At 37.4% G+C, this 26,516-nt stretch carries 32 protein-coding genes and 1 rRNA gene; 29 read left to right on the forward strand and 4 right to left on the reverse strand.

Annotated features, from left to right (window positions below; translation table 11 throughout):
* Positions 1 to 11 precede the first annotated feature (11 nt).
* The 23 genes from rpmD to EK386_RS06415 all read left to right on the forward strand — a co-directional run bounded on the left by rpmD (position 12) and on the right by EK386_RS06415 (position 16,385).
* On the forward strand, positions 12 to 194 hold the full coding sequence (rpmD, locus tag EK386_RS06305; protein WP_126658186.1) for a 50S ribosomal protein L30: 183 nt from the start codon (positions 12 to 14) through the stop codon (positions 192 to 194).
* 33 nt (positions 195 to 227) lie between these two features.
* Entirely contained in the window at positions 228 to 668 is a 441-nt protein-coding gene (gene rplO / locus EK386_RS06310) for a 50S ribosomal protein L15 (protein ID WP_126658187.1), read from the forward strand.
* A complete protein-coding gene (gene secY, locus EK386_RS06315) occupies positions 668 to 1,963 on the forward strand; it encodes a preprotein translocase subunit SecY (RefSeq protein ID WP_126658188.1) in 1,296 nt (431 codons plus the stop codon). The genes rplO and secY overlap by 1 nt, the downstream gene beginning before the upstream one ends.
* A 60-nt stretch (positions 1,964 to 2,023) precedes the next feature.
* Entirely contained in the window at positions 2,024 to 2,680 is a 657-nt protein-coding gene (locus EK386_RS06320) for an adenylate kinase (RefSeq protein ID WP_126658189.1), read from the forward strand.
* A 420-nt stretch (positions 2,681 to 3,100) separates the two neighbouring features.
* Positions 3,101 to 3,319 carry a translation initiation factor IF-1 gene (gene infA, locus EK386_RS06325; RefSeq protein ID WP_016839390.1) on the forward strand — a complete coding sequence of 73 codons (219 nt, stop codon included), beginning with the start codon at positions 3,101 to 3,103 and terminating at the stop codon, positions 3,317 to 3,319.
* Between the two features lie 37 nt (positions 3,320 to 3,356).
* Positions 3,357 to 3,470, forward strand: a complete 114-nt coding sequence (gene rpmJ, locus EK386_RS06330) for a 50S ribosomal protein L36 (protein WP_000868344.1) — start codon at positions 3,357 to 3,359, stop codon at positions 3,468 to 3,470.
* 23 nt (positions 3,471 to 3,493) lie between these two features.
* Positions 3,494 to 3,859, forward strand: a complete 366-nt coding sequence (gene rpsM, locus EK386_RS06335; RefSeq protein WP_126658190.1) for a 30S ribosomal protein S13 — start codon at positions 3,494 to 3,496, stop codon at positions 3,857 to 3,859.
* Between the two features lie 25 nt (positions 3,860 to 3,884).
* The gene (rpsK, locus tag EK386_RS06340; protein WP_126658191.1) at positions 3,885 to 4,274 is read left to right on the forward strand and encodes a 30S ribosomal protein S11; all 390 of its coding nucleotides are present in this window, start codon (positions 3,885 to 3,887) and stop codon (positions 4,272 to 4,274) included.
* A 141-nt stretch (positions 4,275 to 4,415) separates the two neighbouring features.
* Complete coding sequence (locus EK386_RS06345; protein WP_126658192.1) at positions 4,416 to 5,360, forward strand: DNA-directed RNA polymerase subunit alpha; 945 nt, start codon at positions 4,416 to 4,418, stop codon at positions 5,358 to 5,360.
* 53 nt (positions 5,361 to 5,413) lie between these two features.
* Positions 5,414 to 5,794 (forward strand): 50S ribosomal protein L17, encoded by a 381-nt coding sequence (rplQ, locus tag EK386_RS06350; RefSeq protein WP_126658193.1) that lies wholly within the window; start codon positions 5,414 to 5,416, stop codon positions 5,792 to 5,794.
* A gap of 481 nt (positions 5,795 to 6,275) precedes the next feature.
* Entirely contained in the window at positions 6,276 to 7,121 is an 846-nt protein-coding gene (locus tag EK386_RS06355) for an energy-coupling factor ABC transporter ATP-binding protein (RefSeq protein ID WP_126658194.1), read from the forward strand.
* Positions 7,097 to 7,969, forward strand: a complete 873-nt coding sequence (locus EK386_RS06360; RefSeq protein WP_126658195.1) for an energy-coupling factor ABC transporter ATP-binding protein — start codon at positions 7,097 to 7,099, stop codon at positions 7,967 to 7,969. The genes EK386_RS06355 and EK386_RS06360 overlap by 25 nt, the downstream gene beginning before the upstream one ends.
* On the forward strand, positions 7,966 to 8,763 hold the full coding sequence (locus tag EK386_RS06365) for an energy-coupling factor transporter transmembrane component T family protein (protein WP_126658196.1): 798 nt from the start codon (positions 7,966 to 7,968) through the stop codon (positions 8,761 to 8,763). Before EK386_RS06360 ends, EK386_RS06365 begins: the two co-directional genes overlap by 4 nt.
* 14 nt (positions 8,764 to 8,777) lie before the next feature.
* Positions 8,778 to 9,530, forward strand: a complete 753-nt coding sequence (truA, locus tag EK386_RS06370) for a tRNA pseudouridine(38-40) synthase TruA (RefSeq protein ID WP_126658197.1) — start codon at positions 8,778 to 8,780, stop codon at positions 9,528 to 9,530.
* Positions 9,531 to 9,692: 162 nt separating this feature from the next.
* A complete protein-coding gene (gene rplM, locus EK386_RS06375; RefSeq protein WP_126658198.1) occupies positions 9,693 to 10,130 on the forward strand; it encodes a 50S ribosomal protein L13 in 438 nt (145 codons plus the stop codon).
* Between the two features lie 22 nt (positions 10,131 to 10,152).
* Positions 10,153 to 10,545 (forward strand): 30S ribosomal protein S9, encoded by a 393-nt coding sequence (gene rpsI / locus EK386_RS06380; RefSeq protein WP_097073502.1) that lies wholly within the window; start codon positions 10,153 to 10,155, stop codon positions 10,543 to 10,545.
* Positions 10,546 to 10,730: 185 nt separating this feature from the next.
* Positions 10,731 to 10,988: an alpha/beta-type small acid-soluble spore protein gene (locus EK386_RS06385; protein WP_126658199.1), complete on the forward strand. Its 258-nt coding sequence runs from the start codon at positions 10,731 to 10,733 to the stop codon at positions 10,986 to 10,988.
* A 175-nt stretch (positions 10,989 to 11,163) separates the two neighbouring features.
* Entirely contained in the window at positions 11,164 to 12,027 is an 864-nt protein-coding gene (locus EK386_RS06390; protein ID WP_126658200.1) for a PIG-L family deacetylase, read from the forward strand.
* Positions 11,972 to 12,856 carry a glycosyltransferase family 2 protein gene (locus EK386_RS06395; protein WP_126658201.1) on the forward strand — a complete coding sequence of 295 codons (885 nt, stop codon included), beginning with the start codon at positions 11,972 to 11,974 and terminating at the stop codon, positions 12,854 to 12,856. Before EK386_RS06390 ends, EK386_RS06395 begins: the two co-directional genes overlap by 56 nt.
* Positions 12,857 to 12,963: 107 nt before the next feature.
* The gene (locus tag EK386_RS06400) at positions 12,964 to 14,280 is read left to right on the forward strand and encodes a hypothetical protein (protein WP_126658202.1); all 1,317 of its coding nucleotides are present in this window, start codon (positions 12,964 to 12,966) and stop codon (positions 14,278 to 14,280) included.
* 266 nt (positions 14,281 to 14,546) lie between these two features.
* Positions 14,547 to 14,978, forward strand: a complete 432-nt coding sequence (locus EK386_RS06405; protein ID WP_126658203.1) for a MarR family winged helix-turn-helix transcriptional regulator — start codon at positions 14,547 to 14,549, stop codon at positions 14,976 to 14,978.
* Positions 14,965 to 16,146 (forward strand): MFS transporter, encoded by a 1,182-nt coding sequence (locus EK386_RS06410; RefSeq protein WP_126658204.1) that lies wholly within the window; start codon positions 14,965 to 14,967, stop codon positions 16,144 to 16,146. The genes EK386_RS06405 and EK386_RS06410 overlap by 14 nt, the downstream gene beginning before the upstream one ends.
* A complete protein-coding gene (locus tag EK386_RS06415; RefSeq protein ID WP_126658205.1) occupies positions 16,146 to 16,385 on the forward strand; it encodes a hypothetical protein in 240 nt (79 codons plus the stop codon). Before EK386_RS06410 ends, EK386_RS06415 begins: the two co-directional genes overlap by 1 nt.
* Here the strand turns inward: EK386_RS06415 and EK386_RS06420 are convergent.
* Together EK386_RS06420 and EK386_RS06425 are read right to left on the reverse strand one after the other, a co-directional pair.
* The gene (locus EK386_RS06420; protein ID WP_126658206.1) at positions 16,356 to 17,018 is read right to left on the reverse strand and encodes a GNAT family N-acetyltransferase; all 663 of its coding nucleotides are present in this window, start codon (positions 17,016 to 17,018) and stop codon (positions 16,356 to 16,358) included. The genes EK386_RS06415 and EK386_RS06420 overlap by 30 nt on opposite strands.
* A 22-nt stretch (positions 17,019 to 17,040) precedes the next feature.
* Positions 17,041 to 17,898, reverse strand: coding sequence for a carbon-nitrogen hydrolase family protein (locus EK386_RS06425; protein WP_126658207.1), 858 nt, complete (start codon positions 17,896 to 17,898; stop codon positions 17,041 to 17,043).
* A gap of 166 nt (positions 17,899 to 18,064) precedes the next feature.
* Here EK386_RS06425 and EK386_RS06430 point away from each other — a divergent pair, with 166 nt between their 5' ends.
* The 4 genes from EK386_RS06430 to salA all read left to right on the forward strand — a co-directional run bounded on the left by EK386_RS06430 (position 18,065) and on the right by salA (position 23,787).
* Complete coding sequence (locus EK386_RS06430) at positions 18,065 to 19,804, forward strand: ABC transporter ATP-binding protein (protein ID WP_126658208.1); 1,740 nt, start codon at positions 18,065 to 18,067, stop codon at positions 19,802 to 19,804.
* The gene (locus EK386_RS06435; RefSeq protein ID WP_126658209.1) at positions 19,797 to 21,605 is read left to right on the forward strand and encodes an ABC transporter ATP-binding protein; all 1,809 of its coding nucleotides are present in this window, start codon (positions 19,797 to 19,799) and stop codon (positions 21,603 to 21,605) included. Before EK386_RS06430 ends, EK386_RS06435 begins: the two co-directional genes overlap by 8 nt.
* 208 nt (positions 21,606 to 21,813) lie before the next feature.
* The gene (gene cwlD / locus EK386_RS06440) at positions 21,814 to 22,527 is read left to right on the forward strand and encodes an N-acetylmuramoyl-L-alanine amidase CwlD (RefSeq protein WP_126658210.1); all 714 of its coding nucleotides are present in this window, start codon (positions 21,814 to 21,816) and stop codon (positions 22,525 to 22,527) included.
* A gap of 201 nt (positions 22,528 to 22,728) precedes the next feature.
* On the forward strand, positions 22,729 to 23,787 hold the full coding sequence (gene salA, locus EK386_RS06445; RefSeq protein ID WP_126658211.1) for an iron-sulfur carrier protein/transcriptional regulator SalA: 1,059 nt from the start codon (positions 22,729 to 22,731) through the stop codon (positions 23,785 to 23,787).
* Positions 23,788 to 23,875: 88 nt separating this feature from the next.
* On the opposite strand, the gene gerD is transcribed toward salA, so the two are convergent.
* Positions 23,876 to 24,496 carry a spore germination lipoprotein GerD gene (gerD, locus tag EK386_RS06450; RefSeq protein WP_246027594.1) on the reverse strand — a complete coding sequence of 207 codons (621 nt, stop codon included), beginning with the start codon at positions 24,494 to 24,496 and terminating at the stop codon, positions 23,876 to 23,878.
* Between the two features lie 149 nt (positions 24,497 to 24,645).
* Between gerD and EK386_RS06455 the strand changes: the two genes are divergently transcribed.
* On the forward strand, positions 24,646 to 25,329 hold the full coding sequence (locus EK386_RS06455; RefSeq protein ID WP_126658212.1) for a KinB-signaling pathway activation protein: 684 nt from the start codon (positions 24,646 to 24,648) through the stop codon (positions 25,327 to 25,329).
* 48 nt (positions 25,330 to 25,377) lie between these two features.
* Here the strand turns inward: EK386_RS06455 and EK386_RS06460 are convergent, their stop codons facing one another.
* Positions 25,378 to 26,022: a hypothetical protein gene (locus tag EK386_RS06460; protein WP_246027595.1), complete on the reverse strand. Its 645-nt coding sequence runs from the start codon at positions 26,020 to 26,022 to the stop codon at positions 25,378 to 25,380.
* Between the two features lie 323 nt (positions 26,023 to 26,345).
* Here EK386_RS06460 and EK386_RS06465 point away from each other — a divergent pair.
* Positions 26,346 to 26,516, forward strand: a 16S ribosomal RNA gene (locus EK386_RS06465); the annotation flags it as partial.

Raw genomic sequence — 26,516 nt, forward strand, 5'->3', positions numbered from 1 at the left:
AGGGAATTATAATGGCAAACAAATTAGAAATTACCCTTACTAAGTCTTTGATCGGTACTAAGCCACAGCAACGTAAAATTGTTGAAGCTTTAGGTTTAAAAAAAGTAAATTCTACTGTTGAACAAGCTGACAACGCAGCTATTCGTGGTATGTTAGATAAAGTAGCTCATTTAGTTACTGTAAAAGAAAATTAATTTTCAAACTTTGAACAAGGAGGTGCCACCCATATGAAACTTCATGAGTTAAAACCAGCGGAAGGTTCTCGTAAGGAACGTAACCGTGTTGGTCGTGGTATCGGTTCTGGTAACGGTAAAACTGCAGGTAAAGGTCATAAAGGTCAAAACGCTCGTTCTGGCGGCGGCGTTCGCCCTGGATTTGAGGGGGGTCAAAACCCACTTTTCCGTCGTTTACCAAAACGCGGCTTTACGAACATCAACCGTAAAGAATTCGCTATCGTTAACCTTGATACATTAAACCGTTTTGAAGATGGTGCAGAAGTAACACCTGCATTATTGTTAGAAACTGGTATTGTGAGCAACGAGAAAGCTGGAATTAAGATCCTAGGTAATGGAACTCTTAATAAAAAGCTTACTGTTAAAGCTCATAAGTTCTCTGCTTCAGCTAAAGAAGCGATCGAGAACGCTGGCGGAACAACTGAGGTGATTTAATGTTTCAAACAATCTCAAACTTTATGCGCGTTCGAGATATACGAAATAAAATCATCTTTACACTTTTAATGTTGATCGTTTTCCGTATCGGAACATTTATTCCGGTACCAAACGTCGACTCAGAAGTATTAAAGGTAGCCGATGAATTTAATTTAGTTGGCTTCCTTAATACATTCGGTGGTGGTGCATTGGCTAATTTCTCGATCTTTGCATTGGGTATTATGCCATACATTACTGCTTCAATTATTGTTCAGTTACTACAAATGGATGTTGTACCGAAGTTTGCTGAATGGGCAAAACAAGGTGATGTTGGTCGACGCAAATTGGCTCAATTCACACGTTACTTAACAATTGTTTTAGCCTTCATCCAAGCTTTCGCTATGTCATTTGGTTTTAATCAAATGTATGGTGGTTCGTTAATTACAGACACAAGTGTGCTTTCATATGCTACAATTGCGGTTGTATTAACTGGTGGTACTGCTTTTCTACTTTGGTTAGGTGAACAAATTACATCACATGGTGTTGGGAACGGCATTTCAATTATTATCTTCGCGGGTATAGTTGCTGCTTTACCAACGTCAATAAACCAAATTTATGCACAACAAATCGAGGATGCTGGTGATCAGTTATTTATTCAAATTGCCATTTTAGTATTACTTGCTTTGATTATGCTAGCTGTTGTAATTGGAGTTATTTACTTCCAACAAGCGTTGCGTAAAATTCCAATTCAATATGCAAAACGAGTTGCGGGCCGTACGCCACAAGCTGGTGGACAACAAACACATTTACCGTTAAAAGTAAATGCTGCAGGGGTTATTCCGGTAATCTTTTCTGTTGCGTTTATTGTAACACCACAAACTTTAGCTACGTTCTTCGGTCAAAATGATATCACTACGTTCATTCAAAATACGTTTGATTATACTAAACCTGTTGGAATGATCATTTATGTTGCATTGATTGTTGCGTTTACGTACTTCTATGCATTCATTCAAGTGAATCCTGAAAACTTGACTGACAACTTGAAAAAACAAGGTGCATACATTCCTGGTATTCGTCCAGGTAATGATACACAACAATACTTAACAAAGGTTTTATATCGTTTAACATTTGTTGGTGCTATATTCTTAGTAGTCATTTCTGTATTACCGATACTATTTATTAACTTTATGAACCTACCTGCGACAGCGCAAATTGGTGGTACTAGTGTTATTATCGTAGTCGGTGTTGCTTTAGAAACGATGAAACAATTAGAAGCACAATTAGTTAAACGACACTATAAAGGCTTTATGAAATAATGCAGGTTTTAGGAAACGGCTTGTTTCCTAGACTGCAGCTTTTAGGGGGAGGCAATACGTATGAATATCGTTTTAATGGGTTTGCCTGGTGCTGGTAAAGGTACACAAGCAGACAAAATTGTTGAGAAGTACGAAATCCCTCATATTTCTACAGGCGACATGTTCCGTGCTGCTATTAAAGATGGTACAGAACTTGGTTTACAAGCAAAATCGTTTATGGATCAAGGTGCATTAGTACCTGATGAAGTAACGATTGGTATCGTTCGTGAGCGACTTTCACAAAAAGATTGCGAAAAAGGATTCTTATTAGACGGATTCCCACGCACAGTTCCTCAAGCAGAAGCGTTAGATAACATCTTAGATGAACTAGGGAAAAAAATTGAGCATACAATTAATATCCAAGTTGAAAAAGATGAACTTGTTGCACGTCTAAGTGGTCGTCGTATTTGTAAAGTATGCGGTACTTCTTATCATATTCTATTTAATCCTCCAGCTGAGGAAGGTAAATGTGATAAAGATGGTGGCGAACTTTATACACGTGCAGACGATAATCCTGAAACTGTTGCAAACCGTCTGGAAGTAAATATGAATCAAGCTCAACCTTTACTTGATTTCTACCAAGCTAAAGGTGTTCTAACAAATATCGATGGACAGCAAGATATTAATAAAGTATTTGCTGATCTTGACGCTCTATTATTACAGGGCAGCCGCTTCTGATACCCGGCATTAGGCGAAAGTCAAACTGCTTTTACATGGGAGACGTGCGGAGGGCAACATTAAAACATTATTTTTTGAGAGTTGCAAAAGCATATTGTGCCCGGTATACACGAAAACAAGAGTGGAAAATTTATCTACTTTTGAATAAGTGTAAGGGTTTCGTGGAAGCATCTGTGTAACGGGTATGAATCTCTCATCCAAAGACATTCCGGCTTATTGTTAAGTCAACTGAATTACATACCGGAAATAGTCGTCCCTGGATTGTGTGAAGCGAAACCAGACGAGCGTCTTTCGAACATCTCTCATACAATCCAAGAAATTTAATGGAGTTGCTTCTTACTGGGAGAAAACAGTTGCAATAATTCTCTAGTTCATGTAAGTTAGAGAATTGGAATTGCATATAGAAGGGAGACAGGATTGATGGCGAAAGACGATGTAATTGAAGTCGAAGGAACAGTTGTTGAGACTTTGCCAAACGCGATGTTTAAGGTAGAATTAGAAAATGGGCACACTGTGCTTGCACATGTATCTGGAAAGATTCGTATGCACTTTATTAGAATTTTACCTGGAGATAAGGTTACTATCGAGTTATCTCCTTATGATTTAACTCGCGGTCGTATCACATACCGTTTTAAATAATCTTTTGCACTCCGGACTATTAAGGAGGTTGGGTTAGATGAAAGTGAGACCATCTGTGAAACCGATCTGCGAAAAATGTAAAGTAATTCGCCGACGCGGTAAAGTAATGGTAATCTGTGAAAATCCTAAACATAAACAAAAACAAGGATAATTAGAAGGAGGTGCAATTAGTACATGGCACGTATTGCTGGTGTTGACATTCCTCGCGACAAACGCGTTGTAATTTCATTAACATACATTTACGGAATTGGTAAAACTACATCTCAAAAAGTATTAGCTGCTGCTGGTGTAAACGAAGATACTCGCGTGCGCGATCTTACTGAAGATGAATTAAACAAAATCCGTGAACAATTAGACACATATAAAGTGGAAGGTGACTTACGTCGCGAAATTTCACTTAACATTAAACGCCTGATGGAAATCGGTTCTAACCGTGGTATCCGTCACCGTCGTGGTTTACCTGTTCGTGGTCAAAATACGAAAAACAATGCGCGTACGCGTAAAGGTCCTCGTAAAACTGTAGCGAACAAGAAAAAATAATAAGTAAAGGGGGTTCCTTCTTAACATGGCTCGTAAACAACAAACACGTAAACGTCGTGTGAAAAAGAATATCGAATCTGGTATTGCACACATTCGTTCTACATTTAACAATACAATCGTAACGATTACAGATATGCAAGGTAATGCAGTATCTTGGTCAAGTGCTGGTGCGCTTGGATTCAAAGGTTCTCGTAAATCTACTCCATACGCTGCTCAAATGGCTGCTGAAGCTGCTGCAAAAGCATCTGTTGAACATGGTCTGAAGACGTTGGAAGTAACTGTTAAAGGTCCTGGTGCTGGTCGTGAAGCTGCTATCCGTGCTCTTCAAGCTGCAGGTTTAGAAGTAACAGCAATTAAAGATGTTACTCCAGTTCCTCATAATGGTTGCCGTCCGCCAAAACGTCGTCGTGTGTAATGGGTGCATCTCAAAGTATCTTTGAGTTCATCATTGCTTGTACAAAACAAAAATCTTGTGCAATTTTATAAAGTCGAGTATTTTTGACTATTATGATGTTATGAACCTATACATTCGATGTTTTGAAGGAGGGTAAATTGAATGATCGAAATTGAAAAACCAAAGATTGAAACTGTTGAGATCAACGAGGATTCCAAATATGGCAAGTTTGTTGTAGAACCGCTTGAACGCGGATATGGAAACACTTTGGGTAATTCTTTACGTCGTATCCTTCTGTCTTCTTTACCAGGAGCTGCTGTTACATCTATTCAAATTGATGGTGTTTTACATGAATTCTCTACCGTAGAAGGTGTAGAAGAGGATGTTGCGTCAATCATTTTGAATATCAAAAAACTTGCACTGAAAATCTACTCTGACGAAGAAAAAGTTATTGAGATTGATGTGAAAGGTGATGGAACGGTTACTGCTGCCGATATTACGCATGACAGTGACGTTGAGATTTTAAATCCAGATCTATATATTGCAACTATCGCTAAAAATGGTCACCTACGTATGCGCATGTATGCTCGTCGTGGCCGTGGATATACACCTGCTGATCAAAACAAACGTGAGGATCTTCCTATCGGCGTGATCCCGATCGACTCTATTTACACTCCAGTTTCACGCGTTAATTTTCAAGTGGAGAACACTCGTGTTGGACAAAATTCTGATTTCGATAAGTTATCACTTGATGTGTGGACAGATGGAAGCATCGGTCCAAAAGAGGCGATATCGCTCGGAGCTAAAATTCTAACTGAACACCTCAATATCTTTGTAGGCCTAACGAATGAAGCACAAACTGCTGAAATCATGGTCGAAAAAGAAGAGGATCAAAAAGAAAAAGTTTTAGAGATGACGATTGAAGAACTTGATCTTTCAGTACGTTCTTATAACTGCTTAAAACGCGCTGGTATCAATACGGTACTAGAACTTGCGAATAAGTCAGAAGACGACATGATGAAAGTACGTAATCTTGGTCGCAAATCGCTAGAAGAAGTAAAAGCGAAATTAGAAGAACTTGGTTTAGGTCTACGTAAAGAAGACTAATCAAGGTATATATAGATAATATTTAGATTGCCTTATAAAGGAGGGAAACATCCATGGGTTACAGAAAACTTGGTCGTACAAGTTCTCAGCGTAAAGCGTTATTACGTGATTTAGCTACTGACTTAATCATCAACGAACGCATCGAAACTACTGAAGCACGTGCGAAAGAATTACGTTCTGTAGTTGAAAAAATGATTACTTTAGGTAAACGTGGAGACTTACATGCTCGTCGTCAAGCGGCTGCATTTATCCGTCGTGAAGTAGTAACAACTACTGACGCAGAAGGTAACGAATCTACATCATTTGCACTTCAAAAGTTATTTGATGATGTTGCACCACGTTACACTGAGCGTCAAGGTGGTTACACTCGTATTCTTAAAGTAGGTCCTCGCCGTGGTGACGGTGCGCCTGTAGTTGTAATTGAATTAGTGTAATTTAATTATTCAACTTGCGTAGAGGGTGTCCGGTTCACCCGTTGAACTTTCGGACCCCTCTCTTTTTTAAAATAAATTGATTTATACGACAATAAAATTGCATTGAGCGTTATAATGAGCGAGCCATCTTTGGCGGCGTCTCGTCTAGCTCTCCGCACCTCATTCATAAGGACACGGAATTGAGCAGCCGTGTTCTTATCTTACAAATGTAGTAAAAGCGCATTTCTCTGAATGAGGTGCGCGCTTTTTTATTCCATAAAACACCTTATACATATACAAAAATAGTGTACGTTGCCATCTGTTATCTTGTTGATCTTCCTATAGCTGACCTTGCTGAATGAAGATTTGTCCCAAGCGGATAGATGTGTAAACGTACCTTATTTTTATCTATGTAATTGACAATATTCTGAAAAAAGGTAGTATTGCACTTGAAGACAGTGTAATTTAGTTAGTAGAGCGATTTTTGAGAGGAGTTAGAGTAGTGACTGAGATTCTATCGTTTAACAACGTGAGTTATTCGTACACACCAGATAACCCAGAGTTGCGAAAAGCCGTTCAAAACGTCTCCTTTTCTATTCAAGAAGGAGAATGGATTGCAATTGTTGGGCACAATGGTTCTGGTAAGTCAACGATGGTCAAATTAGTTAGCGGATTACTTTTCCCACAAGAGGGAGAGGTCCGTGTGATGAGAGAAGTATTAACAGAAGAAAATCTTTGGGAAACTCGTTCAAACATTGGAATGGTTTTTCAAAATCCTGATAATCAGTTCGTAGGAGCTACTGTACAAGATGATGTAGCTTTTGCTTTAGAAAATAATGGTGTGCCATTTGAGGATATGGTGAAGCGCGTACATACATCTCTTGAGCAAGTAAAAATGGATCAATTTTTAAATCATGAGCCGCACCATCTTTCTGGTGGACAAAAACAGCGTGTTGCGATTGCTGGGGCTCTTGCAATGCGGCCTAAAATACTTATTTTAGATGAGTCTACATCGATGTTAGATCCTCAAGGGCGCGATGAAGTGTTAAAAACGGTTCGTGCGTTACGTGAAGAGATTGGTTTAACTGTATTATCGATTACACATGATGTAGAGGAAGCGTTATTTGCTGATCGAATTTTATTCATGAATGACGGGAAAAAGTATGCAGAGGGATCTCCTCAAGAAATTTTTGCTTTAGGAGATAAGCTAGTAGAGTTTGGGCTAGAACTACCATTTGCAATGCGTATGACAAAACTCTTACAATCCAAAGGTGTACAATTAGTAGGACAACATATGACAGAAGAAGAGTTGGTGAATGATTTATGGACATCAAACTTCAACAAGTAAGCTATGCATATTCAATGGGGACACCATTTGAAAAGTATGCTTTATTTGATGTAGATTTAACGATTTCTTCCAAAACGTATCAAGCAATTATTGGACATACAGGTTCAGGCAAATCAACTATTTTACAACACTTTAATGGCCTGCTAAAACCTTCAAAAGGACAAGTACATATTGGAAATCGTGTTATTGAAGCTGGAAAGAAAGCGAAGGAACTAAAACCAATTCGTCAAAAGGTGGGCATTGTTTTTCAATTTCCAGAGCATCAATTGTTTGAAGAAACGGTATTAAAGGATATTATGTTTGGGCCAATGAATTTTGGTGTAACGGAACAAGAGGCCGAAAAACGTGCAAGAGAACTCATAAAACTTGTTGGATTGCCTGAAGAGACATTAAATAAGTCACCCTTTGATTTATCAGGTGGACAGATGCGACGTGTAGCGATAGCGGGCGTACTTGCGATGGATCCAGAAGTCATCGTTTTAGACGAGCCGACTGCAGGCCTTGATCCACGTGGACAACGTGAAATTATGGATATGTTCTATACACTTCATAAGGAACGAGGGCTCACAACAATCCTTGTAACGCATAGTATGGAAGACGCTGCGAAATATGCAGATCAAATTGCGATCATGCATGAAGGGCGTTGTGTACTTACTGGAACGCCATATGAAGTTTTTTCAGATGCAAAGACGTTGGAAAGCTATCGTTTAGAATTGCCACATATCGTACGCTTCCAACAAAAAGTTGAAAATATGATGAATCTACGTTTATCAAAAATTTGTTTAACCGAAGAGGAACTAGCAGAAGAAGTATCACGTGTCTTACGAGAGGGGCGTGGTGGACAATGATGGAAAAAATGATTTTTGGGCGCTACATACCTGGGGATTCCTTTGTTCATAAACTCGATCCTCGTTCGAAGTTAATTTTCGTTTTTGCGTTTATTATCATTGTCTTTTTAGCTAATAATGCAGTGACATATGCGTTGCTATTGGCGTTTACTTTATTTGTTATTTTAATGTCTAAAATTCGTTTGTATTTTTTAATTAATGGCTTAAAACCGGTCATCATATTATTAGTCTTTACGTTTCTAATTCATATTATCTTTACCCGTGAAGGCGATCTACTTCTCGATCTTGGGTTCTTAAAAGTGTATGAGGAAGGATTAAAACAAGGGATATTTATTTCCATTCGCTTTTTAGTCCTTGTGTTTATGACATCGATTTTAACATTAACAACATCGCCAATTTCGATAACAGACGGAATTGAAACATTATTAAACCCATTAAAGAAAATAAAAATGCCAGTTCACGAGCTTGCATTAATGATGTCTATCGCACTACGTTTTATTCCTACATTGATGGACGAGACAGACAAAATTATGAAAGCACAAATGGCCCGTGGTTCGGATTTAAGTGCTGGTCCTTTAAAAGACCGTATTAAAGCAGTAGTACCATTATTAGTTCCGCTATTTGTAAGTGCCTTTAAGCGTGCAGAAGATCTAGCGACTGCGATGGAAGTTCGTGGTTATCGTGGTGGAGAAGGTCGTACGCGTTACCGTCAGTTAAAATGGGATTGGCGCGATACGATTAGTTTAGTTGCCTTAATTGCTGTAACAGTTATTTTAGTTCTATTGCGTAAGTAAACCGAGGTGGTATGATGAGACGTTTAAAAGCAACGATTAGTTATGATGGCACATTGTTTGCTGGCTATCAAGTACAACCAGGAGAAAGAACAGTGCAATCTGAATTGGAAACTGTGTTAACGAAAATGCATAAAGGGGGAAAGGTGAAAGTCACAGCTAGTGGACGAACAGATGCGCGTGTACATGCAACAGGACAAGTGATTCATTTTGATACTCCTTTAACGATTCCAGTAGATCGTTATAAAAAGGCATTAAACGTCCAATTACCTCGTGATATCCGAGTTTTAGATGTAGAAGAAGTAGCACACGATTTTCATGCACGATACAGTGTATCAGGAAAGCGATATCGATATATTTGGAATTGTGAAGAGGTACAAAGCCCATTTAGCCGGCATTACTCGACAGATACAAACGGTGTAAAACCAGATATCGAAAAAATGACTGCAGCAGCGCAGTATATTATCGGTACACACGACTTTTCATGCTTCTGTGCAGCAAACACTAGTGTTATTGATAAAGTGCGTACAGTGCATTCTCTGGCCTTCTCATGGCATGGAGAAGAACTACATATGACAATAGAAGGCAATGGCTTTTTATACAATATGGTGCGTATAATTGCTGGCACATTGTGGGAAGTAGGTATCGGAAAAAGAAAGGCTTGGGAGCTAGAGTTAATTATAGCTTCGTTGGACCGTGGAAATGCAGGTAAAACCGCGCCAGCATACGGTTTGTATCTGGAAAAAGTGTTTTATAAAAATGAAATATAAAAAACAACATCTCCAGGTGTACAATTTCTCTTGACTAACTTTAAAATATATTATAAGATGACATATGGTATTTTCATTACCAACCACAAAATAAGCCCCGAAACTTATAAGTGTATAATAATGAAAAATAACGGTAATCGAATCGATTAGGAGGACATATAAATGCGTACAACATTCATGGCTAAAGGTCACGAAGTAGAGCGTAAATGGTTAGTAGTTGACGCAGAAGGCCAAACTCTTGGACGTTTAGCTTCTGAAGTAGCTTCAATCTTACGTGGTAAACATAAACCAACATTCACACCAAACGTTGATACAGGTGACAACGTGATCATCATCAATGCAGACAAAATCGAATTAACAGGTAACAAATTAGAAGGTAAAATTTATTACCGTCACACTCAATTCGCAGGTGGTTTAAAAACACGTACTGCTGGCGAAATGAAAGAAAAATACCCACAACAAATGCTAGAATTAGCAGTAAAAGGTATGCTTCCTAAAAACTCTTTAGGACGTAAAATGTTCACAAAACTTCACGTTTACGCTGGAGCAGAACATCCACATGCAGCACAAAAACCGGAAAGCTATACGCTTCGCGGATAATTAATTAGAGGAGGATATACCCTTGGCACAAGTTCAATATATCGGCACAGGTCGTCGTAAAAGCTCAGTAGCTCGTGTACGTTTAGTACCAGGCGAAGGCAAAATTGTTATCAATGATCGCAACATCGAGGATTACTTACCATTCGAAACTTTACACTTAATCATCAACCAACCATTAGAAGCAACTCAAACTAAAGGTAGCTATGATGTATTTGTAAACGTAAACGGTGGTGGATTCACTGGTCAAGCTGGTGCAATCCGTCACGGTATCGCTCGTGCGTTACTACAAGTTGACCCAGATTTCCGTCCAGCACTTAAATCTGCAGGTTTACTAACTCGTGACCCACGTATGAAAGAACGTAAAAAATACGGTCTTAAAGGTGCTCGTCGTGCGCCTCAGTTCTCAAAACGTTAATATATCTACGTTTCAAGGCTCTCAACCATTTTTGGTTGGGGGTCTTTTTTTGCTTAAAAAATTCTTACAGGAAGTATAAGCTCTTTCATAATAAATATGTAAAACCATTCAATTTTAAGCCCATAAAGTTTTCAAAAATATTTCTTCTTTTTTAGAGCATTATAAAAATAAAAGGAGGAAGATTTATGGCACGTAGAAATAGAAATAAAATACTTGTACCAGAAGCACGACAAGAACTTGATCAACTTAAGGCAAAGGTTGCTGGCACTACTAATCCGGAACAAGCCAAATACGAGGTTGCAGAAGAAATAGGTGTACCGTTAAAAGAGGGTTATAACGGCAAACTTACATCTGAACAAGCAGGTAAAGTTGGTGGTAGATTAGGTGGTAACATGGTGAAAGAACTTGTAAGAATGGCTCAAGAAAACTTACGTAATCAATAGTAACGATTTTAAAGGTCTGTCTAGGAATCTTCATTTTCCTACAGACCTTTTTAAGTTTTATGGATATCTGCAATGATATGACAACACGTGTTTTCTACTGAAATGGTGTCATATGTCATAATAACAAATAACGTTTAATAAAATAGAAAATCAATCTAGCCTAGGGGAGAGACTCATGCAACAATTTAATGCCATAGTATTTGTCATTGTTGCTCATATGGATGATTGGCTATTATTTATGAATCCCAATATAAGATATGAATTGGCAAATAAAAATAATAAAGTTGTGTTTATCTATACAACTGCAAATGATGCTGGTGCTAGTGAAACTTTTTGGAGGGGAAATGAGGAGGCATCGCTTAGCTCCATACGATTTGGAGTCACTTATGAAAATGAAGAAAAGGAATATAGAGATCAAGTCAAACTTAATAACCATTTACTTCATAGATGGACTTATGGAAATGTGGTTAGTTACTTCCTTCGTCTTCCGGATGGAAATTTATCAGGTAACGGTTTTTCGAGCCAAGGTTACCAAAGTCTTCAAAAGTTATATTTAAGAGAGATTCCAGACATTTGTACATTAGACCACTCAACGGTTTATCATGGATGGGATGATTTAGTCAATACAATTCAATCAATTATTGATTTTGAAGGCGACAATCATTCAGTAATAAAAATCAACTTTCCAGAGCCAGATAGAGTAATTAATCAGGGAGATCATTCTGACCACATTACTACTGGCTTAGCAGTTCGTGTTATTCCTAAGTATAATAACTATTATAGTTATTCTTATAAAGGTTATTCCATTTCGAACTATCCAATAGATCTAACAGGTGAAGATTTATTCTGGAAAATTGGAATGTTCTTCGTTTACGATAAAACCCTCTATGATTTAACTGGGTATAGTTTACTTCAAAGAAATCCTAATACATTTATGGAGTTTTGCTTCAGGTCGTCAAAATTTCAAGTGGAGGGATGTTTAAATGACACTAAACTTGAAAATACCATACGTTTCAATCATAATACCCGTAAAAAATGAAGGGATACATATTCAAAATACACTACATTCAATATTTCAAGTTAAAAGCAAATATAGCTTTGAAGTTATTGTTATAGATGATGCATCAACAGATGGATGTTGTGATTTCTTAGTAAATAATCAATTATTTAAAATCAATTTAGTTAGAACCAAAGGCGTGGGTGTTGCAAATGCTAAAAATATAGGTGCGCAGTATGCAAAGGGACAGTTCCTAATTTTTTGTGATGCACATATTATTTTTGAAGATTATTGGATTGATCAATTAATTCAACCTATATTAGATGGTGTTGCAAATGGTGTTTCACCTGGGATTGCTGATACTAAAGCACCGAATAACGTTGGATATGGTCAGAGCTTAAATGAGCATTTAGGAGTGATATGGCACCTGAATAAAGGAGAAATATTTCCAACGGCAGTTTTACCAGGAGGGTGTTGCGCAATATCAAAGTATGTTTTTAACAACATTGGGGGATTTGATAGAGGATTTAGAGTTTGGGGGTTTGAAGATGTCGAAATATCAATGAAGTTGTGGCTGTTTGGTTATACTTGCTATATCGAACCAAAAGTAAAAATTCTTCACGTATTTCGGGAACAAACACCGTACCAAGTAAGTCATGAGCATGTCTATTTTAACATGCTACGAATGGCTTATAATCATTTTAATGAAGAAAGAATTGAACGATGTCGAAAGCTAATTGGGAATCATAGAATATCGAGTATTGAGCCAGTTGTTTTGGCTAGTGGGGTGCTCTCGCAAAGACATGTCTATTTTGCCAGACGAAAACGAGATGATGACTGGTATATGAATTTTTTTAATATCCCTTTCTAGTACTTTAGAATTCCATAATACTTCAAATAAATTATGAATTAGACAATTTACCGCATCATAAACTGTACGGTTAGTTAAGCTAAATAAATAGGTAGGTAGGTGAATAAGTGAATAATAACCCATATTTGAGATGGGTAACAGCTGTTCCTATGAGAGGCTATCATTACCCGAATATGAACATGTATAATGGTCCAGTAGGTTATAATGGTCAAAGTGGACAGTATTGGATACAAAACACTCCCTCACCGTATTATCTAAGTAACCCATCACCAACTTATTCAGTTGTAGATTATCTTTACCCGAACATGAATATGTATAATAGCCCGGCAAACTACAATGGTCAAAGAGAACCGTATTACTGGGTACAAAATACTCCGACAAGGTATTATACAAACAACGCATTACCAACTTATCCAGTAATAGATGAGCATTCCCCATATATAAATATGTATGATAGTCGGATGAATTATAATAACCAACGTAATTCGTTTTATAGGACGCAAAATATTCAAGCACAGTTTTTACCGAATATTCCAACCCCAAATATCCCGACCATTCCAACGCCGAATATTCCAAATATCCCGACTCCAAACATTCCAACGCCGAATATTCCGAACATCCCAACTCCGAATATTCCAATCCAAATAGATAGTCCAACCATCCCAACCCCAAATATTCCTATTCAAATAGATAGTCCTTCAATTCCAACGCCGAATATTCCGAGAAGTATTCCAACCATTCCAACGCCGACGATTCCAGATAGAATTCCAACCGTCCCAACGCCGACGATTCCAGATAGAATTCCAACCATTCCAACTCCAACCATCCCAACCCCACGTATTGATTGGAGAGAATGGAGAGAAAAGGTTGAACAATGGGGAGGTCATTGGGTAGAAGAGGGTGAGAGTACATGGAATGAAATTGAAGAGGGTAGTAGAAATATTACAACTAGGTTAAACACAGTTAGGAGAAGATTTCAAGCTTGTGTTCCACCTGTAGGCTATAGTTGTGTAGAATATAAAGTGATAGATAATTTACCCATTTTTGGGAGTGTAGAAACCGAAGATATTATTGTTCGAATTTGCCATCCTACAAAGATTAGAATTGACGTGGAAGGTATTATAACAAGTTGGTTAAAAGATTGCTTGGAAGTAGCAGTAAATGACGCTGCAAAAGCATTCTTTGGAGTGCTCGTTATGACTGCTTGGGGTGCATTTGTCGGTTCTCTTTCAGCAGCAATAAGTGCAGCAATCAATACTTTTAGAGACTCTATTTTTACATGTTTGACGACACCTCCCGAAAATATTAGGATTAATGATCAAGAAATAATTCCTTCCGTTTATATGAGAAAACATAGTAGATTTATACCTAGGGGGAATAATTGTTTTCCAATGTATGATAATTGGGGACATGAAATAGATTAAAGAGAATATCGTTCACGGTAATTCCCCAAGGCTCTTTTCACTTATGTGGAAAGAGTCCTTTTTATGCCTGAAAAGTACTTCTAACCACTTGTAACCATAAACGTGCCTTTTCTCGAATAAGAATGCTATTACTAGAAAGGGAATAGAATCCTAAAATGATTTGGTTAAGGCTATCATCATTGACATCTCTTTCAGAAAGGAATATAGTTGCCTATGGTAATAGTTACTTAAGGTAATTAATATTTGTGAGAAAGGAGAGAACAAATTTGGAAGGATTTTTTCAAAGCTATTTGCGTCTGTATCGATTAATTATTACTTCACTAAACGAACTATTAAGTACTTATAAGCTTTCTTATTCTTTATGGCAAGTAATTTTTCATATAAAAAACAATGGTCCTTCGACACTTGTAGATATTGCAAAACAATATAATGTAGAAAAGCCGACCATTACTCGGCGGGTTCACCGTTTGGAAGAACTTCAAATTGTAAAGCAAATTGTTGGTCAGGATAGAAGAGAAAAAATTATTCAGTTAACAGAACTAGGAGAAGAACTTTATAAAGCGTGTAGGAAAGAGATAACGGATTTAGAAATCAAAATTATGGAAGGGATTACGAGGGAGGAGCAAGAAGTAATTTCCTATATTCTTCCTAAAATACAAGAGAATATTATAAATAAAGAAGGTAATAAAATTGAGTAAGCCTAAATTATGGACAAAGAATTTTATCATTGTTTCGGCTATCAATTTTTTCTTAACGGTAGTCTTTTATTTATTAATCGTCATCATGGGTGTTTATGCAGTAAATGAATTTCATGCTTCTACAAGTCAAGCAGGGCTCGTAACAGGGATTTTTATTATCGGGGCTTTAATCGGAAGGCTTTATATTGGCCGCAGTATTGAGTCAATTGGACGTAGGAAAACGTTATTCATCGGTATAATTCTTTTTACTTTGGTAACTCTTTTATACTTTGTTAATTATGGTGTAAACTTCCTGCTTTTTGTTCGTTTCTTACATGGGGTTACACTCGGTATAGCAAGTACGGCAACAGGAACGATTGTAGCTCAGATCATCCCGGCAACGCGAAAAGGGGAAGGAATTGGCTATTACAGCATGAGTGCAACATTGGCTACAGCGATCGGACCGTTTATTGGATTATATATGAGTGAACACACTAGTATTCAAATGATTTTTAGTTTCTGTTTAGCTCTAGGAATCATCAGTTTCATTACAGCCTTCTTTGTACATGTACCAGTACTGGAGGCATCAATAGAAAGAACTGAAATAAAAGGATTCAAACTTTCAAGCTTTATTGAACCAAAGGCCATTCCGATTGCATTTATTACTCTCGTTTTAGCTTTTTGTTACTCAAGTGTCCTTTCGTTTATTAATTTCTATGCAAGAGAAATCAATCTAGTTCAAACAGCAAGTTTCTTTTTTTTAGTCTATTCGTTAGCAGTATTGGCTTCACGTCCATTTACAGGTCGTTTACTGGATGTAAAAGGTGCAAACTATATTATGTATCCGGCATTTATTCTATTTACAGCTGGAATGGTGCTTCTAAGTTTCGCCCACAATAGTATTACATTATTATTAGCTGGTGTTCTTATTGGACTCGGATTTGGTAATATGCAGTCGTGTACTCAGGCGATTGCTATTAAATTGACACCTCCACATCGTATGGGACTGGCAACATCGACTTTCTTTATATTTCTTGATGCAGGACTTGGATTTGGACCTTATCTACTTGGATTCATCATTCCATTCGCAAGCTACAGTACACTCTATGCAATCTTAGGGTTTGTAGTTTTAGCATCTACAATTCTTTACTTTTTCTTGCATGGCAACAAAGAAAAGGCGATTATTTAATGAAAGTAATTATGTCCTATAAAGATGGTTTTAAGCAAATTGAAAAAAGCTCTCTTCTCGATTTGAGAAAAGAGCTTTTTTATGTTGGAATTTTGGAAGTCGCACGTAAAAGCCCGAAAGTCGCTCGTAAATTGATCAAACCCGCACGTAACCACTCAAAAGTCGCACGTAAACCAACCAAACCCGCACGTAACCTCAACAAAACTCAATTATTTAAACGGATTTTTCCACTCCATTAATACGCCATAATTTAACGATTCTTCGTCGTCTAAATAATTTTCGACAATGGCAATTGGTTTTCGCCCGCAACGTAATAAAAACGAAACAACCGGATCATATAAGTCACCGCGCACTACGGCATCAATATATTCATGCGCGCTAAGTGTATCTGCTTTTTTATGATATCCAGGAATTCGCCCACCACCCAGTAAGCGTTCTAATCCGTTTTCAATAACTACGTGGTACATTGCTTGCATCATGATTTTTCCGAGGCCAAGTGAGCGATAGGCAGGGCGTACACTAATATCGACAATATAAAGCGTATTGCCGTTTGGATCATGATTTGTAATATAACCATCATCAGTTGCCTCTGCCCATGTATGATTAGGATGAGATGGATCAAATTGAGTACAAACGCCTGTTAACGAACTGACGACTTGCCCAGCAATTTCAATGCAAATGGCGCCTTCTTGAAACAGATTCACGTGATTGGTTAGTTGTTCTTTATTCCACCATAACTCAGAAGGGAAGGGTGGAGGGAAACATTCGGCTTGAATCGCAATTAACGCATCGAAATCCTCTTTTGTATAGTTCCGAATAATAATTGGTATAGGCTTACCTTCATCAAATACGAACTGCTCACTTCGATACATCGTAATTGCCCCCTAACTATGGTTATTCCCAATCTGTATATAAATCTGTTCGTCGGTCGCGCCAAGTTGTGACAGAGCCTTTTTCACGCACTTGATATAAAAGCTCTAAATCAAGGTCTGCTGTAATAATCATATCGTTGTTAATTTCCCCTTCAGCTAAAAGCCCTTTTGGTGGGAAGGGAACGTCATTTGGAGTAATGATCGCAGCTTGGCCGAAGTTAGCACGCATAAAGTCCACAGTAGGTAATGCGCCCACTGTTCCTGTTAATACAACATATACTTGATTTTCAATTGCCCGGGCATGACTTGTATAACGCACACGGTGGAATCCATGGCGGTCATCAGTACAAGATGGACAGAAGATCACATCCGCACCACGCGCTTTGGCCATCCGTACAATTTCAGGGAACTCAATATCATAGCAAGTAAGAATCGCAATTTTCCCTTTCTCCGTTTCAAAAATTTCTAACCCATCACCGCGAGACATATTCCACTCATTTACTTCAGTTGGCGTAATATGAATCTTTGCTTGTGTGCCCACTTTGTCATCTGGATAAAATAAATGCGCGGTATTCCGTAATTTCCCTTCTACTTCGATAACGTGAGTACCGCCAATTATGTGCACATTGTACTTTTTCGCTAACGAAGTAAATAATTCAACATACTGATTTGTAAATGAAGGTAAATCGTTAATCGTTAAAGCTTTTCCATTTTCCCCTTTAATGGAAAGGAGTTGGGTTGTGAAAAACTCAGGGTACAGTATAAATTCAGCATCAAACTCTAGTGCTGCCTTTAAGTAATGTTCACATTGATATGCAAAATCCTCAAAGGTCTCAATTGTATGTAAATGATATTGGATAGCGGAAACTCGTAATTTCAAAACAAAACCCTCCTATTTTTAACATTTTCTATATAGTAGCACACCCATCTGACATAAGAGAAAGCTTATGCTGTTGTGAAAACGATTCTCAATTAATGCTTGAGAATTTTGAAAGAGAGGAGTAGTATTTCATAGAGATATTTCTAACAATGATAGAGGTGAAGAAATGAAAGCGGCTTGGAAGCTTAAAAAATACCTACATCCCTATATCTTCTTTGCCATACTTGCTCCTTCTATGATGATTTTAGAAGTAATAATGGATTTAGTGCAACCGACCATATTACAAAAAATTATTGATAATGGAATTGCAAATGGTGATGAACAATATATCATCAGTATGTTTGGGTTGATGATTCTTTCGGCATTTATTGCACTTATTGGTGGCGTTGCGTGTTCAACTTATGCAACAAAAACAGCCGTAAACTTTGCAACCGATGTACGACAGGATTTATATGAAACCATTACACGTTTTTCAGAACGAAATAAGGATCACTTTACATTAGGAAAGCTGATTACGAATCTAACATCGGATATCGAAACGTTGCAACGCGCTGTGATCATGTTATTAAAAGTTTTCGTTCGTGGCCCATTAATGTTTATAGGTGCTATCATTTTTGTTTACATAACAGCTCGAGAGTTATTTTCAGTATTACTTTATGTTGTACCGATTCTCGCAATTAGTGTCATTATTTTTACACAGCTAACAGGGAAGTTTTTCAGAGCTGTACAAGAAGTGATGGATCAAATGAATACGAAGGTGCAGGAAAACTTAGCGGGGATTCGTGTGATTAAGGCATTTAATCGGAAAGCACACCAAATACAGCAGTTTCTCGAGGTAAATGGATTACTGACAAAACGCAATATCACAGCGGAACAAGTTGTGGGTGTACTGATGCCTTTAACTGCGCTCATTGTGAATATTGGACTTGTTTTCGCCCTTTGGATTGGTGCGATTAAAGTCGAAAACAACATTATTGAAGTTGGTGTGATTTTAGCATTTATCAACTATTTAATGATGATTTTGCAAGGGTTAATTAGTTCGAGTAATGTTCTCATTCAAATTGCACGTGCCATTCCAAGTGCTGAACGAATTGTGACTGTCCTTGAAGAACCAAATGATATACAAAATTGTCATGAACCTATTAAAAATAGCCCACGTGGTGAAGTAGAGTTTAAAAATGTCAGTTTTTCTTATACAAAACAAGGAGAGCCAGTATTAAAAGACATCTCCTTCCATGTAAAAGCTGGCGAAACAATCGGTATTATTGGAATGACAGGTAGCGGAAAATCGACCATGATGAAGATGTTACCAAGAGCCTTTGATGTAGATCAAGGTGAAGTGTTAATCGACCAGCAACCAATTCAGTATTATGACTTAGCCACTTTAAGACAAGCAATTGGTTTTGCGCCACAAAAAGCAGCTTTATTCTCAATGTCAATTGAAGGAAATTTAAAGTATGGGAAACAAGATGTTAGTCTTCAAGAGATTAACGAAGCATTAGAGGCATCGTGCGCGGCAGAATTTGTTGAAAAATTACCTGATCGAGAACAGCATGTGCTTTCCCAAGGAGCGACGAATTTATCTGGAGGTCAAAAACAACGACTTGCCATGAGCCGAGCGTTCATTCGAAAGCCAACGATTTTAATATTAGATGATACGACTTCCGCAGTTGATGCTATTTCTGAGAAGAAAATTCAACAAGCGATTGACTCTAATTTCCCAAACAGCACGAAATTTATTGTCTCGTCAAAAGTCTCATCCATAAAAAATGCAGATCAAATCCTTGTAATTGAAGATGGACGATTGATTGCATCGGGTACCCATGAAGAGTTATTACAATCAAGCGAGTATTACATGGAAATAGTGGAAACACAAACGGAGAAGGGAGGGGTGATGAATGACTAACGAACCAAAACAAGGGACTCGAACAGGTCTTGAACGAAACCATGGTTTTAGGGGACCTGTTGTAAAGCCAAAAGATCAAAAAGCGGCACTCAGCAGAATTTGGAGTTATCTTCGTAAACAGAGGATAGGTATTGTCCTTTCGACTTTGTTTGTCATTTTATCATCCATCCTAAGTTTGTTAGGTCCATTATATATAGGAATTATTATTGATGATTATATTATTCCAGGCGATTTATCTGGAACGGTAAGAATGTTAATTTTACTTGGAGCCATCTATTTGGCTTCGTCCATTTTTATGTGGCTACAGACGTTTGTGATGGTGCGTGTGTCCTTAAAAACGATTCAACGTCTTCGAAAAGAGCTGTTCGAAAAAATTCAACGGTTACCTTTATCCGTTTTTGATAAACGACAGTCTGGGGATTTAATGAGTCGTATGACAAACGATATTGATAATCTACATATGGCACTTTCGCAAAGTATTATCCAAATTGTTTCTTCGCTATTTACAATTATCGGGACAGCCATTGCAATGTTCTACATGAATTGGATTTTGGCGATTGTCTCACTTATTATCATTCCACTCGTTGTTTATGTCACAAAACAAATTATTAAAAGAAGTAGCGTAAACTATAAAGCGAGACAACGGGATTTAGGTCAATTAAACGGATATATTGAGGAAACGATTTCAAATGCCAATATTATTACGCTGTTTGGGAGAGAACAAGAAACAATTGAGCAATTTAAAAAGGCGAATGAACAATTGCGTACATCTGCTTTAAAAGCGGAAATGGTTTCAGGATTTTTGCCACCAATTAATAACTTTATGAACAATTTAGGGATTGGATTTATTATTGGTGTAGGCGCATTGTTAGCGGTAAATGAGCTTGTTACAGTGGGTGTTATTGCTGCATTCGTCACTTACTCAAGACAATTCTTCCGTCCCATCAATCAATTATCCAATTTATTAAATACGTTTCAATCAGCTATTGCAGGTGCAGAACGAGTGTTTGAAATACTTGATGAGCAAGAAGAAGTAAGAGACGTACAGGATGCGATAGCAAAAGATCAATTTGATGGTGATGTAGAGTTTCGAAATGTTGAATTTTACTATAATGCCGATAAACCGATTTTAAAAAATATTTCATTCCATGCAAAGGCTGGGGAAACGATTGCCCTTGTTGGTCCAACAGGCTCAGGGAAAACAACCATTATTCAGTTACTCAATCGGTTTTATGATGCAAAACAAGGTCAAATTATGATTGATGGAGAAGATAGTACATCCTATCAACTCGACAATTTAAGAGACCACATTGGCGTTGTTTTGCAAGATACGTATTTATTCTCAGGGACAGTCCGTGAAAATATTCGGTACGGTAAGCTAAGTGCTACAGATGAGCAAGTGGAGAAAGCTGCAAAAATTGCTTATGCCCATAATTTTATTAAGTACTTGCCACAAGGGTACGACACAATGTTAGCGTCAGGCGGAATGAATATTAGTCAAGGTCAACGCCAGCTAATTGCGATTGCGCGGGCCATTTTAGAAGATCCCGATATTCTCATTTTAGATGAAGCAACTTCAAGTGTAGATACGATGACAGAAGTACACATTCAAAAAGGATTAAATAACCTAATGAAAGGCCGTACAAGCTTTGTCATCGCCCACCGATTAAAAACTATCGAAAATGCAGACCAAATCTTTGTGATTAAAGATGGCACCATTTTAGAAAAAGGAAATCATGAAACGTTAATGATGAAAAAAGGGTTTTATGCAAATCTACAAAATCAATTGCAAGTCCAATAAAAATAAAATAGTGCGAAGTTGTCCAATATAAAAGTCGGGCAGCTAAAATATGTCCATTACGCTAAGGTGTAATGGATTTTTTTCTGTATAGAACTAGAGATGATTGAGCATGCTTATATTTGTTTTGGAGGGTGTAAGAACTTTACGCATACTAGTCCCATTTTTTGCGTATAGTAGTGCAAAAGGTTGTAAAAGGCGGTGTAATAGTTTGAAGCGATGGGTTGCACTTGGAGTTATTTTATTATGTTGTTTACTTGTAGTGGTTTATGAGACAAGCGCATCGGATCGACGTTTCTTCTTACCTGAACCTTTAGGAGGAGTAAAAATCGTCATTGATGCAGGTCATGGAGGAATTGATGGGGGTGCCTCTTCAGGTGATGTCATTGAAAAAGATGTTACCCTTGCAGTTGCTCAAAAAGTAGAGCGTCAATTAAAACGAATGGGTGCCGAAGTAGTAATGACTCGTTCAACAGATGATGACGTATTAACAGAGCATGCACCTAGTGAAGAATTTGCTACATTAAGGGAGAGGAAGAAGGAAGATATATTCCTTCGAGCAAATCTTGTGAAATCAGAGGAACCAGACATTTTTATTACCATTCATGCAAATGCTATTCCAGAAGAAAAATGGCGTGGAGCACAAGTCTTTTATCATAAAGATGGACATGCCAATAGTGAAATGTTAGCAAAATCAGTGCAGGATTCAATTAAAAACACCCTACAAAATACGGATCGTCAAGCGATGGCAATTAAACAAATTTATCTTTTAAAGAAAACCGAAGTGCCAGCAATTTTAGTTGAAACCGGCTTCTTAAGTAATAATGAAGAACGCCAACTACTGGCTGACGAAAAATACCAAGAAAAAATGGCGAATGCGATTGTTAATGGTATTGATAACTATGTAAATTTAGAATTCGAATAATTGATTGCAAAAACCATTCATCTAGGTGAATGGTTTTTATGTGTAATGTATAACGTATAGATAGATAAAACAAATGATGGAAATATATTTTCGAGGCTTTGAAATGAAAGGCAAATTAGTTGTAGAATGTTTCAATTAAGTATTCAAGAAACACTATGTTATACTAGTATTATTGGAAGCCAATATAGGGGAGTGTTTTTAGTGATTAACGAACAACAAGTCCGCGAAGTATTAGGACAATTACAAGATCCTTTTTTACATAGATCGTTTGAAGAAACAAAGGGTATTACAAACGTATCGATTAAAGAGGAAAAAAATCATGTCAGTGTAAAGGTAGCAATTGCGAAAACAAATACACCAGAACAAATGCAACTGCAAATGAAAATTGTAGAAGCCTTAAAAGAAGCAGGTGCCTCCACAGTTGGTATTCGCTTTGAAGAATTAGCACCAGAAGTTTTAGAAAGTTTCCGTGGTCAAGCGACTGAATCTGAAGTCCATGATCTTTTATCGCCACTTTCATCCGTGCAATTTATTGCGATTGCTTCAGGAAAAGGTGGAGTAGGGAAATCAACGGTCTCTGTCAATTTAGCGGTAGCATTAGCTCGACTAGGAAAAAAAGTAGGTCTTATTGATGCCGATATTTACGGCTTTAGTGTACCGGATATGATGGGCATTCAAGATATGCCAGTTGTAAAAGATGAACGCATTTATCCAGTTGAACGAAAAGGCGTAAAAGTCATTTCAATGGGATTCTTCGTTGAAAATAACGCGCCAATCGTTTGGCGTGGACCAATGCTTGGGAAAGTATTAGATCAATTCTTCCGTGATGTAGAATGGGGAGATCTTGACTACTTATTATTAGACTTACCACCAGGTACAGGGGATGTTGCGTTAGATATTCACCAAATGTTGCCGACATCAAAAGAAGTCATCGTAACAACTCCACATCCGACAGCTGCATTTGTTGCTGCTCGCGCGGGTGCAATGGCGCTACAAACAGACCATGAGATTCTAGGTGTTATCGAGAATATGGCGTGGTTTGAGTCAAAAGTAACTGGAGAACGCGAATATGTATTTGGTCAAGGTGGCGGACCGAAACTAGCAGACGAGCTACGTACAGAGCTATTAGGTCAAGTTCCACTAGGACAACCAGATTGGTCAAACGAGGACTTTGCTCCATCTGTATATGAAGAGAACCATCCAACAGGTCAAATCTATTTAAACATCGCTCAAAAAGTAATCGATCAATTAGCGAAGTAATTGAATAGGAATACCAAGTGCTGAATTTATTAGCATTAATATTTCAACTAAAAAAGCGGATTGCGCCAATATGCAATCCGCTTTCTAATTATGAGCCGCCGCCGCCTTCCGATCCTTCTCCACCGCTACCGGATTCACCGCCACCGCCAGATTCACCTTTTTTCTCTTCGCCACTAGAGCCTGATTCGCCACTTTTCTTAATAATCTCCACCCATTGCGTTTGTAAAATTGGATCTTGTAAAGTTTCCTTCACAACTTCTTCCATTTGTTTCCGCATATCTTTGCTTTTTAATATTGTTGCAAATTCTTTTTGCATTTCTTCTTGTCCGAAAAACTTAATTAAATCCTCTTGATAGGAAGAGTTTTTTATCAGGTCTTTCATTATTTCAGTTTGTTGTTCTTTCATACTTTTCGCCATGGCTTCCTTAAATTTTGGATCTGCATAAGTTTTTTTCCAAAATTCTTCGGCATCTTTTGAAAGCAACGTGTCATTAATAGAAGCTTCGATTTCATCATGTTCAAGGACAATTAATTCACGAAAACTTGGGTCTTCTAGCAATTGGCGTATTGCCTTCTTCCCATCTTCAGTTTGAACAGAGTCAATGACCATCTTCTTCACTTCTTCATAGGACATGGTTGGATTAGTATTTTCCGAACAACTTGCTAATAATAACACTACAAACAACAGGGAGAGAATACGATTTAGCACAAAAATCAGTCCTTTCTATAAAGACTCTCTTTCATTTATTGTTCACATTCTCACGCAGAATATGTATGCAATTATGACTTCGATAGCTTTTTTAAGATTGCATTGATAAAATAATAAATGATATTTAAAAAGATGGAGGACTTTATGTCGTGACGATACGAAATTGGGTTAAATTTTTCTTAATGTGTTTACTTGTCGGTGGTGTTGTGACTGGAATAGCTGGGCTAATCATACGCTGGTCTTTTTTTCAACCATATCTTGCTGATGGTAAATTTGGTGAATTCCTTGCAGCATTTGCATGGATGATTTTACTTGGGTTTACGATGAGCGTTATCGCACAAGCTGGTTTTTTTGCTTATTTAACTCTCCATCAAGTTGGTATGGGGATCTTCAAAACCTTAACTTTATGGAACTGGGTACAAGTATTATTAATAATTCTTCTTGTAGGCGATTTAATAATATTCCGATTTGCTCCAGATGCAAAAAACTTTACTGATTGGGTATTTTATAGTGGCTTGTTAATTTTCTTAATTTTTGGTGCTGTTGCAACTGCCATGAAGAAAGTCCAATTAACTGGTAAGAAACATGTTTTAGTTTCTTCGATGTTTTTCATGATCGTTGTCACTTCGCTCGAATGGATCATTGCTTTAATGGGTCGTCAAGGAAATATTGATACATATGTTGCATTATTATTATTCCCTCTAATTGCTGTTAATGCTTATCAATTATTGGCTTTACCAAAATATAATGAAAAGTCGGATGAAGACCGCAAAAAGTTAGAAGCGCGTAGAAAAGCCCGCAAAGCATCAAAAAGTGTAAGTACAAATGCATAAAAAAAGGGCTAATACCGACATCTAAGTACGGTTTAGCCTTTTCGTTTTTTATGGCATTTTCTTCGTCTTAATGGAATAACCAAAAACATTTTCTTCTATAGAAATAAACTTTTCCTTTTTAAGTAATGTATTTAATTCATCAAATTTAACAGTTGATTTTTCATGAAGGGATAATGTAACGATAGCACCATTCGTCGTTTGGTAATTTTTACCATAAATAACAGATGGCGATAGTAGGTTCACTTCTTCTTTGAAAGCAACTTGCATTAAATCAGGCTGAAATTCGTAATCAGATGTCATAAACCATAAAGGCTTGTTCTCAAAATGTTTTTGATAAATGGCAAGATCCTTATTAAAATTTTTTATTGTGTATTCCTCTTTTCCTTTCCCACCAAGTAGACCAGTTGGAATATTTCGCTTTTTTATAATGTCAACCAACTTAGGAGAACGATCAATCCAATTCGCATCTAACATTAGTAAGGGGTATGGCTTTTGAACGTTTTGCAACCACTCTTCTAATCCATCGTGAGAAAAAGAAATTTCTACAACTAAAGATTGTCCATAATGCCCTTTTGAGATCACTATCGGTTCCTCGGTCATACGGAAAACGGATATTATCGATTCTTTTTGGGGGTAAATAAATAAGGTTACGACTAGCATTAGAGTTAGTGTTACCAACAGTTTGCGAATCATCTATCTTCTCCTTTTTTACAAAGTATTTATCATAGAAAAAAAGCCTCTTATAAAAAACTTATGAATTAATGTTGACTTTAATGAATAAAACATTGTATTATAGTTAAGTCGCTGCTGATTGGTAGTGATACTTAAACAAAAAAGTGTTGACACAATTCGATTTAATGTGTTAATATATAAAAGTCGCTTACGAGCGGTTATATGAACTTTGAAAACTGAACAACAAAACGTTAATGAATAAATGTTTCTTTTAATAGAAGAAACGAAATTTTGGACATCATAATTGATGCCAGCAAGAAATTTGAGCTAATCAAATTTTCTCTTTTATGGAGAGTTTGATCCTGGCTCAGGACGAACGCTGGCGGCGTGCCTAATACATGCAAGTCGAGCGGACCTTAAGGAGCTTGCTCCTAAAGGTTAGCGGCGGACGGGTGAGTAACACGTGGGCAACCTGCCCTATAGTTGGGGATAACTCCGGGAAACCGGAGCTAATA

The organism is Lysinibacillus antri, from assembly GCF_003977595.1.
Taxonomy (GTDB): Bacteria; Bacillota; Bacilli; order Bacillales_A; family Planococcaceae; genus Ureibacillus; species Ureibacillus antri.

Coding starts and splice junctions, on each gene's coding strand:
- rpmD (WP_126658186.1), top strand. CDS start 12: ATGGCAAACAAATTAGAAATTACCCTTACTAAGTCTTTGATCGGTACT.
- rplO (WP_126658187.1), top strand. CDS start 228: ATGAAACTTCATGAGTTAAAACCAGCGGAAGGTTCTCGTAAGGAACGT.
- secY (WP_126658188.1), top strand. CDS start 668: ATGTTTCAAACAATCTCAAACTTTATGCGCGTTCGAGATATACGAAAT.
- EK386_RS06320 (WP_126658189.1), top strand. CDS start 2,024: ATGAATATCGTTTTAATGGGTTTGCCTGGTGCTGGTAAAGGTACACAA.
- infA (WP_016839390.1), top strand. CDS start 3,101: ATGGCGAAAGACGATGTAATTGAAGTCGAAGGAACAGTTGTTGAGACT.
- rpmJ (WP_000868344.1), top strand. CDS start 3,357: ATGAAAGTGAGACCATCTGTGAAACCGATCTGCGAAAAATGTAAAGTA.
- rpsM (WP_126658190.1), top strand. CDS start 3,494: ATGGCACGTATTGCTGGTGTTGACATTCCTCGCGACAAACGCGTTGTA.
- rpsK (WP_126658191.1), top strand. CDS start 3,885: ATGGCTCGTAAACAACAAACACGTAAACGTCGTGTGAAAAAGAATATC.
- EK386_RS06345 (WP_126658192.1), top strand. CDS start 4,416: ATGATCGAAATTGAAAAACCAAAGATTGAAACTGTTGAGATCAACGAG.
- rplQ (WP_126658193.1), top strand. CDS start 5,414: ATGGGTTACAGAAAACTTGGTCGTACAAGTTCTCAGCGTAAAGCGTTA.
- EK386_RS06360 (WP_126658195.1), top strand. CDS start 7,097: ATGGACATCAAACTTCAACAAGTAAGCTATGCATATTCAATGGGGACA.
- EK386_RS06365 (WP_126658196.1), top strand. CDS start 7,966: ATGATGGAAAAAATGATTTTTGGGCGCTACATACCTGGGGATTCCTTT.
- truA (WP_126658197.1), top strand. CDS start 8,778: ATGAGACGTTTAAAAGCAACGATTAGTTATGATGGCACATTGTTTGCT.
- rplM (WP_126658198.1), top strand. CDS start 9,693: ATGCGTACAACATTCATGGCTAAAGGTCACGAAGTAGAGCGTAAATGG.
- EK386_RS06385 (WP_126658199.1), top strand. CDS start 10,731: ATGGCACGTAGAAATAGAAATAAAATACTTGTACCAGAAGCACGACAA.
- EK386_RS06390 (WP_126658200.1), top strand. CDS start 11,164: ATGCAACAATTTAATGCCATAGTATTTGTCATTGTTGCTCATATGGAT.
- EK386_RS06395 (WP_126658201.1), top strand. CDS start 11,972: ATGACACTAAACTTGAAAATACCATACGTTTCAATCATAATACCCGTA.
- EK386_RS06415 (WP_126658205.1), top strand. CDS start 16,146: ATGAAAGTAATTATGTCCTATAAAGATGGTTTTAAGCAAATTGAAAAA.
- EK386_RS06420 (WP_126658206.1), bottom strand. CDS start 17,018: ATGTATCGAAGTGAGCAGTTCGTATTTGATGAAGGTAAGCCTATACCA.
- EK386_RS06430 (WP_126658208.1), top strand. CDS start 18,065: ATGAAAGCGGCTTGGAAGCTTAAAAAATACCTACATCCCTATATCTTC.
- EK386_RS06435 (WP_126658209.1), top strand. CDS start 19,797: ATGACTAACGAACCAAAACAAGGGACTCGAACAGGTCTTGAACGAAAC.
- EK386_RS06460 (WP_246027595.1), bottom strand. CDS start 26,022: ATGATTCGCAAACTGTTGGTAACACTAACTCTAATGCTAGTCGTAACC.